Annotated in this window: 7 protein-coding genes and 1 riboswitch; of the genes, 1 reads left to right on the forward strand and 6 read right to left on the reverse strand. The window is 25.6% G+C overall.

Annotated features, from left to right (window positions below; translation table 4 throughout):
- Positions 1 to 5: 5 nt before the first annotated feature.
- Together JXZ92_RS01090 and JXZ92_RS01095 are read right to left on the reverse strand one after the other, a co-directional pair.
- Positions 6 to 4,490, reverse strand: a complete 4,485-nt coding sequence (locus JXZ92_RS01090; protein WP_374962774.1) for a DNA-directed RNA polymerase subunit beta' — start codon at positions 4,488 to 4,490, stop codon at positions 6 to 8.
- Positions 4,438 to 8,088, reverse strand: a complete 3,651-nt coding sequence (locus JXZ92_RS01095) for a DNA-directed RNA polymerase subunit beta (RefSeq protein ID WP_205851941.1) — start codon at positions 8,086 to 8,088, stop codon at positions 4,438 to 4,440. Before JXZ92_RS01095 ends, JXZ92_RS01090 begins: the two co-directional genes overlap by 53 nt.
- A gap of 312 nt (positions 8,089 to 8,400) precedes the next feature.
- Between JXZ92_RS01095 and JXZ92_RS01100 the strand changes: the two genes are divergently transcribed.
- Positions 8,401 to 9,777 (forward strand): hypothetical protein, encoded by a 1,377-nt coding sequence (locus JXZ92_RS01100; protein ID WP_205851942.1) that lies wholly within the window; start codon positions 8,401 to 8,403, stop codon positions 9,775 to 9,777.
- Between the two features lie 46 nt (positions 9,778 to 9,823).
- Here JXZ92_RS01100 and JXZ92_RS01105 read toward each other — a convergent pair whose 3' ends face one another.
- From JXZ92_RS01105 to JXZ92_RS01120, 4 genes are all read right to left on the reverse strand, one after another.
- Positions 9,824 to 10,996, reverse strand: a complete 1,173-nt coding sequence (locus tag JXZ92_RS01105; protein WP_205851943.1) for an ABC transporter permease — start codon at positions 10,994 to 10,996, stop codon at positions 9,824 to 9,826.
- 448 nt (positions 10,997 to 11,444) lie between these two features.
- Positions 11,445 to 12,179: an ATP-binding cassette domain-containing protein gene (locus JXZ92_RS01110; protein WP_205851944.1), complete on the reverse strand. Its 735-nt coding sequence runs from the start codon at positions 12,177 to 12,179 to the stop codon at positions 11,445 to 11,447.
- Complete coding sequence (gene cypl / locus JXZ92_RS01115; protein ID WP_205851945.1) at positions 12,179 to 13,363, reverse strand: ABC transporter thiamine pyrophosphate-binding lipoprotein p37/Cypl; 1,185 nt, start codon at positions 13,361 to 13,363, stop codon at positions 12,179 to 12,181. Before cypl ends, JXZ92_RS01110 begins: the two co-directional genes overlap by 1 nt.
- Positions 13,364 to 13,393: 30 nt before the next feature.
- Positions 13,394 to 13,492, reverse strand: a riboswitch (TPP riboswitch).
- A 70-nt stretch (positions 13,493 to 13,562) separates the two neighbouring features.
- Entirely contained in the window at positions 13,563 to 15,977 is a 2,415-nt protein-coding gene (locus tag JXZ92_RS01120) for an MAG1360 family OppF-related protein (RefSeq protein WP_205851946.1), read from the reverse strand.
- Positions 15,978 to 15,987: the final 10 nt, after the last annotated feature.

Here is a 15,987-nt window from a genome sequence, read left to right on the forward strand (position 1 = left end):
TTTTATTATTCGAATTGTTCGAATTCAAATTCGTAATCATCTCCCATTTGATTTGTTTCTAATTGATTATCGTCATAGTTATAGCTAACAATATCATTTAAATCATAAATAGTATCTGATTCATCTAAATTTTCGCCTAAAGCGATTGTAGGATCATATTTTTCTTTAAAGTATGATTTAGGATCTCTAATATCATATTTACCTTTTAATTCATAATTACTATTTGTACCCGCTGGAATCTTGTGTCCTAAAATAATATTTTCTTTTAGTCCATCTAATTTATCGATCCTCATACCAACAGCAGAGTTAACTAATATCTTAGCAGTTTCTTGATAAGAAGCGGCTGATAATCATGAATCTGATAGAAGTGGAACTTGTTTTGCACCTTTAATTTTTACTTCACCATATGCTGGTTTTTTACCTTGTGCAAGTAATTTTCCATTTTCCTTTTGATAAATAAATGTATCCACTAACGCACCGTTAAAGAATTTAGAATCACCTGTATCAATAATCATGATTTTTGATAATAATTGTCTTATAATAATTTCAATATATTTATCCGAAATTGTAATACCTTGTAAACGATATAATCTTTGGGTTTCTTTTAATAAATAATTTTGAACCGCTCTTGGTCCTGCTGCATTTAATAATTCATTTAAAATTACTGGTCCTTCAAAAATCTTTTGCCCAGGAGCAACAGAATCTCCTTTTTTAACACGTAGTTTTTGAGAAATTTTTCCATGGTAATCCACGTGTGTTTCTTCACCTTTTGAATTTTTTTGTGAAACAGTTACTATTGTAATATCTGTTTCTTTACCTGTTTCTTTATTTTTAGCTTGCTCTATTTTTGAAATTTTTCCATAAACTGTAGAAATAACAGCTGGTTTACCTCAAGGGAAGTCATAAGCATCTATAAGTTCGATTAATCTACCGAATCCACCTGTAATATCTTCAACTCCAGCAACCCCCCCAGTATGGAATGTACGCATTGTAAGCTGTGTCCCAGGTTCACCAATAGATTGAGCAGCTATAACTCCAACTGCTTCTCCGATACTTACAACTCTATTTGTTGCAAGATCTTTACCATAACAATGTTGACAAACACCGTTACGTGTATGACATGACAGAACTGAACGTATCTCAACAACTTCTTTTTTGTGAACATTTACAATTAAATCTGCAAGTTCAGGTGTAATTAGTTTATTTGCACCAATTATTTCATTTCCATGATCATCGTAAATCGCTTTATTTGTATATCTACCTTCAATTCTATCGTATAATGATTCGATAACTGTATCAGTTTTGGTATCTTTAATATCTTTAACTGGGAAACCGTAATCTGAGTGACAATCATTTTCGCGAACAACAATACTTTGACCAACATCAACCAATCTACGTGTTAAATATCCTGATTTTGCTGTGTTAAGAGCGGTATCTGTAAGTCCTTTACGAGCCCCGTGTGTTGATGAATAAAATTCATAAGCACTAAGACCATCAAGGAATGATGATTTAACCGGAATTTCAATTGTTGAACGAACAACACGGTCATTTTCGGCATCGGCTTTAAGTATTTTTGTGTTGTTATTCATAAGTCCACGCATACCAGCTAACTGTGTAAAGTTAGAAGCATTACCACGAGCACCAGAACTCATCATCATAAATAATGGGTTGTCTAAATCTGATTTTGTAACTTCTTTAAGTTCTTTTTCAATTTCATCTTTAACTTTTGATCAATTTTGAATTGTTAATTTATATCTTTCATCATCAGTTAAATATCCATTTTCAAAATACTCTTTAAGTTCTTGTGTATGTTTATCACCTTTTGCAATTTTTTCTTTTGTAGATTCAAGTGTTTTAACATCATTCATTGAAATTGTAATTCCAGAAAGTGTTGAATATTTAAATCCTAAATCTTTAATAGCATCAAGAACAAACGCTACAATATTTGTATATTTAAATCAAACTTTTTCAAGTACAGATGTATACTTTGTAATATCTCATTGATATTCTTGCATACCCGAAGTAACATTTTCATTTGTTAATGTCTTCTTAGTTTTAAATCAAATTTTCTCAAATTCTTCTTTTATAAAATTATTAATTAAATTCGCATGTGATTCCGGAATACTATCATTCTTATAGTCTTTTAAAGCTAAACATTCTTCTAACATATTTTCATAATTAATGCTATTAACTTTATCAATAACTTTTGCTATATCTTCCATAGAAACAACATGAACATAGTTTTCATAAACTTTTCTAATAATTTTAGCAATATCTTTTTTGGTTAAACTTAAATTCGCTTCTTTGTTTTTTAATTCTTCAACAAAGTTTGTTCCGTAATCAAAAGTATATCTTTCAAGTTGTTCTTTAACACTTGAAGTGTGAATTTTTTCTTTTTCACTAACTACTTTTAATTCACCATTTTCTTCTTTATATTTACGTTCAACGTTTTTACCAAAAATAAATTCAAAATCAATAGGAAATACATTATTCAATATAAATTTTCCTACTGTTGAATAAATATATGGTCTATCAGTTAATTTTTCTAACATTTTTGATTTATTTAAAGCTTTAATAGGTAATACAACTCTTGTATGAAGAGTAATATTTTCTCTTTCGTAAGCTAATAACATCTCATCCATTGTTGGGAAGAATTTACCTTCTCCTTTTGCGCCTGGCTTTTCAATTGTTAAATAGTATAAACCTAAAATTATATCTTGAGAAGGGTTAATGATTGGTTCACCATCTTTTGGTCCAAGAATATTTTTAGAAGCTAACATTAACTCTTTTGCTTCTCTAACGGCTTGGTCTGAAATAGGTACGTGAACAGCCATTTGGTCCCCATCGAAATCGGCGTTAAATGCAGTTGTTACAAGCGGATGAAGTTTTATTGCCTTTCCACGAATTAAAACAGGTTGGAACGCTTGGATAGATAAACGGTGAAGTGTAGGAGCACGGTTTAAAAGAACCGGTCTACCTTCAATTGCTTTTTCAACATATTTTCAAATAATTGGATTTAAGTTTTCAATTAATTTTTTTGCTGTTTTAATGCTTGTGATATTATCTTCGTTGTTAATTAATTCTTTAATAATTCAAGGTTCAAATAATTTTGCTGCCATATCACGAGGAATACCAACTTCGTGCATTCTTAATTCTGGACCACCAACGATAACACTACGACCAGAATAATCAACACGTTTTCCTAAAAGGTTTTGACGGAAACGTCCTTTTTTACCGGTAAGTGCGTCAGAAATAGATTTAAGTGGTTGATTATCTTTCGCAGTAACTGGATTTGGTTTTTTTCTACCGTTGTCAATTAAAGCGTCAACCGCTTCTTGAATCATACGATATTCATTTTGTTTAATCAACATAGGTGCGTCAGCATTATTTCATTTTTCTAAACGACTATTTCTTATTATTATACGACGGTAAAGTTCGTTAACATCACTTGTTGAATGTCTACCACCATCAAGTTGAACTAAAGGTCTTAAATCTGCAGGAATAACAGGCAAATTATAAATTAACATATCTGTAGGCTTTTGACCTGACTTAATAAATGAACTAATAATTGTAAGCCTTTTATATAATTTAGATCTTTCTTGCAACTTAGAACTTGAGGCGTAATTATTTCCTATTTCTAAGTTAATTTTATCAATTTCAGATTGAACAAGTTTACGTTCTTCTTCAAGATCAATATTTTCTAGTAAATATTCAATTGCTTTTGAACCTGTTCCTATTTTTGCTGTTGTATATTCTTCGATTAAATCATTATAATGATAAAAATCAACACCAAATGATTTTCCATCTTCTGATTGAGCAACTTCGATTAATTCATCTAAAGTATCTTTAATATCTTGGAGAATTTCTTCATCGTCATATTGTAATGTTAACATTTCTTCAAGTGCGGCACGATAAATGTTTGGTGCCTCGTTAATATCGATAATTGTATTCTTTTTAAGAGACTTTAAATTACCATTATCTAAAACTATATGTGATTTATAGTAAATTAATTTTTCTAAATCGGCTTTTGTAACTGGTTTATTTGAATCATTAACTCTCAATCCTAATAATTTAGAAATTATTGAATGATCTATTTTAAAGAATCAAAAGTGAACAACCGGATTATGAAGTTTAATATGACCCATTCTACTTCTTCTTGAAATTTTAGGTAGTATAACAGGTTTATATTTTTCACATTGAGGAGTTTTAGTACATATATCATTTTCGTCAGTCTTTTTATATTTTGTACCACAAATGGCACATTTATAATCAGTAACAGGTCCGAAAATTAACTCGTCAAACAAACCATCTTTTTCTGGTTTATATGTTTTATAATTAATTGTTTCAGGTTTTTTTACTTCACCATTCGATCATTGTGCAACATCTTCTTTTGTTGCTAACGAAAGTGTTATTTTATTAATATAATTTTTAGAATTTTTATTCACTGTCTCCTCCGGATTCAAATTGTAACATATCGTACTCATTTTCATTTTCGTACTCATCTAATGATTGTTCTGAAACTTCTAATTTCATTCCTAAACCTTTAAGCTCATAGCTTAAAACATTAAAGGATTCTGGTGTACCAGGCTTAGGTAATTCTTTACCTGAAACTAAAGCGCTATATAACGCGTTTCTACCTTGAATATCATCTGATTTGTAAGTTAATATTTCTTGTAAAACGTTTGTCGCACCATATGATTCTAAAGCTCATGTTTCCATTTCTCCAAATCTTTGACCACCATTTTGAGATTTACCCCCTAATGGTTGTTGTGTAATTAATGAATATGGACCCACTGAACGACCATGCATCTTATCGTCAACCATATGGTTAAGTTTAAGCATATACATAACACCAACAGAAACTGGTTTATCAAATTTTCTACCTGTAATCGGATCTATTAATGTTTGTTTTCCTGATTTATCTAGACCAGCTTCTTCTAAAGCTGCTTCAATGTCAGGTTTTTTAACACCATCAAATGATGGAGTAACAAATTTAACATTTAATTTTCTAGCCGCCATACCTAAGTGCAACTCTAAAATTTGACCAATGTTCATACGTGAAGGAACCCCTTGTGGATTTAACATAATATCAAGCGGAGTACCATCTTCTAAGTATGGCATGTCTTCAACTGGTAAGATAATAGAAACAACCCCTTTATTACCATGACGTCCAGCCATTTTATCACCTGGTTTTAATTTACGTTTTTGTGCAATTGAAACTTTAACTATTTTTTCTACACCTTCTTCTAAAACATCATTATTTTCCTTTGAAAGAACTTGAATGTCAATAACAGTTCCGCCGTGTCCATTTTTAACTTTTAATGATGTGTCTTTGTAAGCTAATGATTTTGTACCTAAAATAGCATTTAAAAGTTTTTCCTCTTGAGAAGGATTTTCTTCTCCTTTCGGAGATGTTCTACCTACCAAAACATCACCAGGATTAACGTCAGAACCTAATTTAACAATTCCGTATTCATCTAAATTTCTAATTGCGTATTTAGAAACATTAGGGATATTTGAAGTTAATTCGTCTTTTCCTGCTCTTGAATTTCTAAATTGAATTATATGCTCTTCAATATGTATAGATGTGTAGACATCTTCTTTAACAAGACGTTCATTAATAATAATAGCATCCTCAAAGTTATAACCATTTCATGTTGTAAATCCAACTAAAACGTTTTTACCTAATGATAATTCTCCATCTTTAAATGATGAACCATCTGTAAGTAAATCACCCACTTCTACTCTATCATTTAATTTAACAATCGGTTTTTGATGTATGATTGTACCTTGGTTACTTCTCTCAAAAGTTCTTAACATGTATTTATCAGTAACTCCAGTTTCATCTCTCTTAATATGAATTTTTGAGCTATCTACAAAAGTTACAACACCAGCATTCTTAGCTGTTAAATTATATGATGAATATTTAGCGATATCAGATTCGATACCAGTTGCAATAAGTGGAGCTTCAGTTTGTAATAATGGAACGGCTTGACGTTGCATGTTTGAACCCATAAGCGCACGGTTAGCATCATCGTTTTCTAAGAAAGGAATTCCTGCTGCAGCAACTGAAACCATCTGTTTTGAAGAAACCTCAATAAAATCAACGTCTTTTGGTGTTCCAATTAAATAGTTATAATCACGTCTAATTGTTAGTGATTCACTTACAATTCTATTGTTATCATCAATTTTAACTAATGATTGAGCAAATGAGTAACCGATTTCCTCAGCTGCTGTTAAATAACGAACGTCTTCATAATCTACAACACCATCATTAACTTTAAAATATGGAGTTTTTAAAAAACCTAAATCATCTACTTGCGCAAATGTTGCATAGTTAAGAATAAGACCAATATTAAGACCTTCTGGTGTCTCGATAGGACAAATTCTTCCATAATGTGTTGCGTGAACGTCACGAACTTCAAATTGTGCAGTATCACGACTAAGTCCTCCAGGACCTAAAGAAGTTACACGACGTTTATTTGAAACTTCGGCAAGCGGATTTATTTGATCCATAAATTGAGAAAGTTTTGACGAGTTGAAAAACGTTTTCATTTGATTTGTTATCAGCTTATTGTTTGTAACATTTTTAGCTGTTATTTTTTCTGTTTCTTTAGCACCCATACGTTCACGGGTTGTTTTTTCTAATTTAGAAAGCGCGATCATGATTTGACCTTCTAATAATTCACCAACAGAAACAATACGTTTGTTAATCAATGAATCAGGATCATCATCAGAACCTACACCACATGTTAAGTTAAAGTAGTAATTAATTGCTGCTACAATATCAGAGATTAATAAATGTGTTTCTGTTGATTGAGGATCATTACCAATAACTAAAACCGGTTCTTCAGGTTTTAAATTCATTCATTTTTTACTTGGGTAAACCTTAACTCTTATTATTTTAATACGTTTTCTAAGTTCTGGATTACCCACTTGTTGACCATAAAGATTTAAACCTTCAGGTCTATAAATTTTATGATAAACATGTTCCGGGTCTATGTTTTCAATTTTTTTGCTACTTAAAATTTTTGTGTCAAATAACGATTGAATATCTTTAGCAATTTTTAAAGTTATTAAAATTCCTTTTTGATAAAGAACTTCTCCGTCTTTGTTTACAATGTCCTCGGCTAAATATGTATTTGTTATACGATCAACTAGTGAAAGTTTTTTATTTAACATATGACGGCCGGTTTTTGATAAGTTATATCTTCTCTTATCAAAAAGCATAGAAGGTAAAAGAGATTTTTTGGCTTCTAATGTATCTCTATCACCTTTTCTGATTGTTTTAAATATTTCTTCTTGAGTTAATTCAATAATTTGTTCTTGAGTTAATTCGCTGTTACTTAAGATCTTATCTTTCTTTAATGTTTCTTTTAATAATTCTGTTTCACCAAAAAGTTTAAACATCATTGATGGTGTAAAACCAAATGAACCTAAAAATGTTGGTAGTGAAATATTTTTACTTTTATCTACTTTTACCTTAACTGAATCAATTGAGTTAGAAGTAATTTTATGTGATACTTCAAATCATGAACCTATTCTTGGTAATATTTCTAATTTATTGAACAAATCATCAGATTGTTTGTTACGAACACCAAGACCAAAATATGCACCCGGCGAACGAATCAACTGACTAACTATAACTTTTTCAGAACCATTAATGATAAAACTTCCACCTGAAGTCATATGTGGAACTTCTCCTAAAAGAACTTTTTCACTTTTTAGTTGACCAGTTTCAATGTTTTCAACTTTTAGTGTTGCATAAATTTTAAAACTATAGTTAATTCCTTTAGTTTTACATTTATTTATTTCATCTCATTCACTTGTAATTTTTTTATACGGGTATTCAATTTCAAGTGAACCTTTAACGTATTCTAATTTCATTTTACCGGCTGTAATAGGGTAAATTTCTAAAAGAGAATCTTGAATACCGTTTTTAATAAATTGCGCAAAACTTTCCTTGCTTATTTTTAAAATATCAAACAATGGAAGAGACTTTTTTGTAATAGAATAATCTCTTCTTAAAGTTTTGGGACCAAATTTACGAATTGTATATTTTTTATTTTTATCGTTTTCGACAACCATTTATTTCCTCCAAATTAATTGCAAAATAACTTTTATTACTTATTTTAAAAGTATTGAAATTATAGCACAATTTAAAATAAATTTTAATAAATATTTGGTAATTAATAAAAATAGTGTATATATAGAGTTTATTTTTATGTTTCAAAAAACTTATCATGATAATAAAAAATATTAAAAAAATTACTTTTGTACCTATAAATAAGCTATAAAAGTAATTTTTAATACCTTGAATCTTTTATTTTTAAATCAAAAAAATAATAATAATATTTACATAAAAATTTAAATTATTTTATAATTTAATTAAGGAGATACATGAACAATTCAAATTTGAACTTTAAATCAGAGGAACAAAAAAATACAAACCAAAATTTATCTACTTTCTTAGGGGATAGACCTTTATTGAGGTACCTAGATAATAAATTAGTTTATTCAATTTCAAGTGAAACTATTCAATCTTTAAAAGAAGAACAAAATTCAATAGAAGAATTTGAAAATACTAAAAAAAATATTTTAGATAATATATTTGATAATATTGATGAAAAATTCGTAAGAGACAATTATACTAAAATAGATTTATCAATTAAAAAGTCTATTAAACATAAAAAACTTAGCATAACTTTTTTAATATTTTTTATATTATTTATGTTATCTTCGATTGCGTTGATATTATTTGCTTTTATCCCGAATTTGAATAATATTATCCAAAGTGTTGCGCAAGGTATACTAATTATTTATTATGGTGTTATTCCTTCAAGTGTTTTAGCTATCCTATTTATGATATTAACAATAGTATTTTTTATTTTAAAAAGAAGAAATACTAAAATAGCATTTAAAACAAACGAAGATATAGAAAGATATGCTTTTGAATTAATAAAAAACAAAACTTACAACATTGAAGAAATAAAGAAAATAATATTAAATAACCAAAATAATGTCAAATATTTAGATAGTAAAGGCGCAATCAAACACTTTAATTTACTCAGTTATCCTGATATTTCTCATCAAAATAAGTTAGTTGATGTAGGATTATGTGAAATATATACAATAAATAATCATCTTGTCGAAATACAAAATTTAGATGTAATTGAGAATAATAACTTATATGATTCAACTTCCTACACAAAAATACAAAACGAAACAGCTAGAGACGCAATTAAACCTATAATAAATAGTGATATTAAAAGATTAGTTTTTTATAAATTTGTTATCAATAACGAAAAAAATATACCTAACTTTTCAATATTGAATCACTTTAACATAATTAATGAAGGCTACGAAATAAGCCTAGTACCAACTAAAACACAGAGCTTAGATATAAATATAATGTTTAAATTAAGAAGTGAAAACTCTATTAACGATGACGAAAAAAATAACCTTATTAGAGCATTGGAAAATTTTAAAAATAATAAACTTTTTGGTCAAGGATACGCAATAGAAAGTTCTTCCATTTATGCTCAAAACAATAATTTATATGCATTATTAGCATATAAAGATAGTAAGGACGATGATGTTTTAGTTTTAAATAATGAATATCTCGAACGAATAATTAATAATGATCACGAAATTAACGATTATACATCTTTAAGTATATTAAATGTTATTGATGATTTAGTTGTTTTTAGTCTTCATTTATCAAATTATTATAAAAAAGCAACTAAACCAATTTTAGAATTAATTGATAATATGTAATACATAATTCTTTTTTTAAAAAAAAATAAACCTAATTTTGTTAGGTTTATTTTTTGATAAAGGTTAAATTAAAATGTTTTTTAATTCTTAGCCTATATTTAGTTAAAAATAAAGAAAATTCTAAAATAACAAAAAATATTACTGACGGTAACATTAAAGGTAATATAAATTCATATTTATCTCTAGATTCAAAATGTTCAATATTAGAATTTATCGATATAACTCCAGTAAAAATACCATAATTAATTGCGTTTCTATAAGTGCCTTCAAATTCAAAAAATACAAAAGAATAAATATCTTTATTAATTTGAGGGAGCAAATAAACTCAATAAATCTTCCATTTAGAAAAGCCTAAAGATAATAATGTCGATACTTTTTTATTTATTTTTGAATTTAATTTTTCAGAAATTTGTTTACTTAACGCTCTAAAAGCTATAACACTTAGCATAAAAATAAACGTTGTTTCTTGTGAAAATAAAATAATAATAAAATAAAAGTAAACAATTGCGGGTATTGATTTTAAAATAATAATTACAAATTTAGCTAATATAGTGAATTTTAAAGACAATAATTTTTCAACCATTAAAAAAGAATATAAAATTGAAAAAAATATTGCTAAAAAAATGGCTTGATATGTATATATAAAAGCTCAAACATAATCTATATAATAAAATGTTCAATTATTTTTTAGATAACTAAAATCGGAACTTAACAAACTAACTAAATATTTTTTAAAATTATTTAAATTAAAATCATCTTTGAACAAGTCGATAAACCCAAAAACAACCACTACCAAAACGATAATTAATAAAATAATTGAAATAAATTTCTTGTAATTATATTGAAATGTTTTATTAAAATTTATATTCCTTGTTTGTTTAGAATTTCTTATTCCTATAATTTTATTAAAAAGAACAAGAAATAATTCTAGCATGACAAGCAATATAATAATATAAAATAGACTTATAGATAAATATTCAAATTTTTCTTTGTAAGCGTCTATGAAAATCCCTATTCCATAAATACCTATAGAACCTAAAATAGAAGATCATCTAACATTGGATTCGTAAGCTAAAAGAGAATTCATGATAAATCTATTTTTATTATTTAAAACAATATTTTTATAAAAACTTAAAAACTTACTTTTACCTAAATTTATTTCATTTCAATATTTTTTAACTTCTGAGTTCTCAATAATATCATTAAAATATCGGTGCATTCACAGTCACGTAGACCAAAAAAATATTAAAAAGGCTGTTAAATTTAATGTAGAAATTTTTTTAAAAAAATAAATAAAGATAATTATTGGAAAGCTTCTTAGTATCGATAAAAGAAATTTTACAGATAAAGAAAAATAAATTTTTCTATGTAAATTTATCGCATTTATATAAGATGTAAAAAAGGCTAAAACTAACCCACATATAGTTCCGGTTGTTGTTGTCTTAACAGTAACTCATAAAAGTCTTAAATTAGATAATCATAAATTGTTAATTCCGTTATCATAATCTATATTTTTAAATTTGAATAAACTTGAAAATCTCTCAAAAAGAAGAGAGTAATTATCGTAAAAATTAAAAAAAGAAGAAAAATAGCTAAAAATTAAAAAAAGTAAAATTGTAATAAAATAAAAAGTAATTTTTCAAATTTTCCTTTTTTTAATATTATTATTAAATTGTTTTTGTGTCAAAATAACCCATTAATTTTTCTTTATCAAACATCTCTTTACTAAATATTTTTTCTATTCTTCCATCTCTTATTGCGATTATATTATCGCAAAAGTTGATAGCACTATCTAAATCATGCAATGATATTATAGTAATACGATTTTCTTTATTTTTTTGTATAGATTCATATATTAAATTTGTATTTAGTTTATCCAAATTACTAGTGGGTTCATCACATAAAAGAATTGAAGGAACATTGAATATTGCACTAATATAAGCTAATCTTTGTTTTTGTCCTGTAGATAAATCAGAAATTTTTACAAAAGCATATTCTTCCATGCCAAATTCTTTTAACAAATTAAAAAGTGTATCTTTTTGATTTCTTGTTAAAACTTTTAAAAATTTATAGAAATAATTTTTGTAGTGTTTATATGACAATAATATGTTTTCAAAAAAAGTTATTGTTTCAATAAAATTATTATTTGCCTCTAAAAGAGAAATACTTTTTTTAAAAATAGCAACTTCTTTTTTAGTCATACTATTTTTATTATTACTATTAATTTTAAAAATACCTGAATTTATTATAGATCAATCAAAAAAAGAGTACAAAAGAGTACTTTTTCCACTTCCAGATTTACCTATAACTCCGTACACTTTATTTGATTCGAAAGTCAAGTTAATATTAGAAATAATTTTTTTATTTCCGTAATTAAGATTGATATTTTGAAATTCTATCACTATTTCTTTCCTAAAGTATTATTAATTACATCTCAAAATTCTCTATCGGCATCTTCAATTAATTTATATCCATTAAAACCATTTGATGTTCCAAAAATATCTTTACCTTTTTTAGATAAATTTATTAAAGCAGTTCCTATATCAAATGCATACTCATCACTAATTCTTTTACTTTTTAACCCAACGTTATAAGGAAATACATCTGTTACCGTTAGGAAATAAACATTTTCATTTGGTCTTATATTTGATTGATAATAATCATTCAATTTACTTTTTGATGTATAAGCATATTTACCTTCATTATCTAAAAATATATGTAGATTCTTTTCGACGTCTTTGTCTTTAAATTTAGCAGTTTTTATAAATGATTGTGTGTTAGGGTCTTGCTTTAAATTTAAAAAAGATCTATAATTATTTCCAAAATGTTTTTTAAATAGCGCTTGAGGTAATATATATTTGCTACCTGAACTTTGATCACCAACACCTATTCCGTAAGAAATAAATTTTTCATAATCTTTTTCATTTCATGCCTTAATTATTTCCTCTTTTGTTTTTTCGTCTGCAACCAAAATAATAACACCTCTTTGAAATGGTGTTAAACTATCTTTGCTTTGGTATAAATTTTCATAAATTGCACCATTTCAAGAATTAATAAAATTATCTTTATTTTTATATACCTCATATTCGTTGTTAGCAATAATTCTTAATGGGTCATCATTTGATCCGTCTACATAAATTTGTTCATTTGAGTTTTGCCCCTCAAATTTACGTGTATAAGTTTGAAGAAATAATTTGCCACCTGATCTTTTAAGCAAATCATCTTTCTTTTCGTATATACTAGCAGAATTAAGAAAAACTATGTCAGTTTCACCTTTTTGTATAGATTGTATTTGGTTCTCATATGTTTCTTCACCCTTTATATTAATATCTAATTTTAATTCAGGATTTATAAGTTTTAATTCATTATTGAGATCTAAAATAAATTGATTATATTGCTTCTTATAATCTAATAAAAGATCATTATATTCTTTTTCATTTAAATTACCTTTTTCTATTCCTGAATAAATAGATAATTTTATTTCTTTAGAACTTTCGCTCTTATTATTAGAGCAAGATAACGCAATTAATGGTATAGAAGAAATAACACCACCAAAAAATAATTTATTTATAAATTTAATTTTCAAAATAACTCCTTTTATAAGGACTCAAAAGGGTATTAAAAAATATAGACTCACTACGCTGGTATTAACCAGATCAGTTAATAAGAGTATTTCTCAACCAAAAAATAATTTTTAGTACCTCTGTCCTTCGTAATAAATTATATATTAAATAAATATATTTTAAAAAATAAAATGCCAATACTTTAATTTGACATTTTATTTTTTAAAAATCTTCTTTTTCATTAGGTAAAGAATAATTATTTTTTTCTCATTCTAAATATTCATTTATTTTATCTTCTTTTTCTCTTGCGGATAAATTTATTAATTTAGTAGAATTTAAGTATTCAAAAACAGGAATTTCAAATTCTAAATTATAAAACATTGAATTAGCATTAGTTAAATCGTGTTCTGATGTTTTAGCTATAGATGAATCATTGTTTTGATTTTCTTTTTCTTTTTGTTTATGTATGATGCTCTTGTACTCTTCGGTAGAAACATAAACATAATGATTGGTTTCACTATTTATTTTAAAAATTTTATCGTCAAAATTTATTTCATAAAATTTATCTTCAAATTCATCGCCTTTTAAAATTTTTCTTGTAAATAGAGATTTAGGTTCAACAAGACCTTCAGGAAACTTAAAACCTTCTACATTTTTATAATCATTGAAAATATGTATTTCATCGAACATTCTTGTTTGAATTAATTGTGAATCATTTGAAACAAAAATAAATGGCGCATTTATGTTATCACATAAAATAGATAATATTCTTAATAATTCAGTTTTATCACTATAATTCATTATATTAAATGTATCATTTACAAAAATTAATTTATTTTTCGAAAGTCAAAATGGTATTAATTTAAACTTAGTTCTTTCTATTATTTTTAAATTATTAAAAGGTTCTAAAAATTGTTGAATATTAACAGAAATAGATTCATATGTTTTGATGAATATTAACATTGTTTTGTAATATATTTCTGCTTTTTTTGTAATGAAATTTTTTGAATTGGTGAATTGAGAAATTTCAACAATTAAATTATAAAATTCTGATTCTTTTATAAATTTTTGTAATATTTCATCTATATTTTTTAACCTACTTTTTAACTCATTTAAAAAACTACTATTAGAGTGATTTTCTTGTATTAATAAATAACATTTTTCAATAACATCATTTAAAGCCTTATAACTTCTTTTGAATCTTTTAAACTTATTTTGTTTTACTTTTATTGTTTTATTAAATAGATTATTACTAGATTTTTTTACTCAATTTGTTTCAGCAATGGACATATTTATTTTTTGTTTTATTTCATGAAATTTAATATCATCTTTATGATCTGTAAATTGAGTATAAACTTTATTTTTTTCTAAGATTAATTCCTTATTTAAATTCTCTAGCGTTTTATTCAAATTACTCTTATTTTCCTTTGACTTAAAAATGAAATTATCGATATTAGCATAAGGCACATAGTCTCTATAAATATTAATTGTATCATTGTTTTTATTTGACATTAAAATTAAGTGAAACTCATTATTTAAATGTTTATCAAGAGTTTCTAGGTCCTCTAAACTTAAAAACAATAATTCATCTTTGTGTTCCTGCCAAAAAAATATTATTTTTTTGTTAAAAGTAATTCTATTAAATAATTCTACTACAGAGGAATTAGGTTTTTTTGATAAAATTTTAATTTTATAACTTAAGTTTCGATTTTCATTTTTATATTTTTTAATAATATTGTAAATATAACTTTTCGAATTAACATGTGTTTTATAGATTATTTTGTTAATAAACTTTATTTCATCTGAAATTCTATTAATTCTATATTGATTTGTAATGTTATCTATTGAACTTTTTCTTATTTTATTCAATGCCTTTAGTCTATTTTTTAATTCAACTATCTTTTCATCTTCTTTTACTTCGTTTAAGTCTTTATAATTTTCGTTTAAAAATTCATCGTTTTCTTTTAATTCTTTGAATAAATCAATATATTGAGCGAATATTCTCAAAGAATAATCCTTAATATTCTTTTCAAATAAGTTAAGCATTTCTTTAAATAAATCAATATTAATTTCTTCAAATGTATTAGAGAATTTTTTATATAACTTTTTAAAAGATCTTTCATAAGCTTGATTTATATCTATGATTTTTTCAAAATGTAAAAGTAAAGTTTTAGAAAATAAATTTTTAGTGTTATGGTGACTAATATGATCAAAAATTTTAGATGTTTGTTGCTTCTTATGATAATTTTTTACATCTTTAAAGCAAGTATTTCACATTTCTATGAGCGGAAGATTATAGTCCTTTTCATCGCTTATATCTACAGTATTAAAAACAAAAATACTATTTAATATTTCTTTTTTATCATTTAAAATAACTACATCACCGTCATTTTTATTAACTCGTAATGATATTTGGGTGTTTTTGTTATATTTTATTGAATTTCAAATATTATCAAAGGTAATGCTTTTGTTATTATTAGAAATATAAAAAAAAGTTTTCGTGCTTTCTACATTCAATTGTTCAATATCAATTGGATTCTCAAGTGAAATCTTTTTTTTATTTAAAAAAAAGGATTTTTTGTTATTTTTTTCAAATAAATTAAATATCGAAAAAATATTTTTTGTATTATTATTCATTGATAAATCA

It is taken from the genome of Mycoplasma sp. CSL10137, assembly GCF_017116845.1.
Lineage (GTDB): Bacteria > Bacillota_I > Bacilli_A > Mycoplasmatales > Metamycoplasmataceae > Mycoplasmopsis.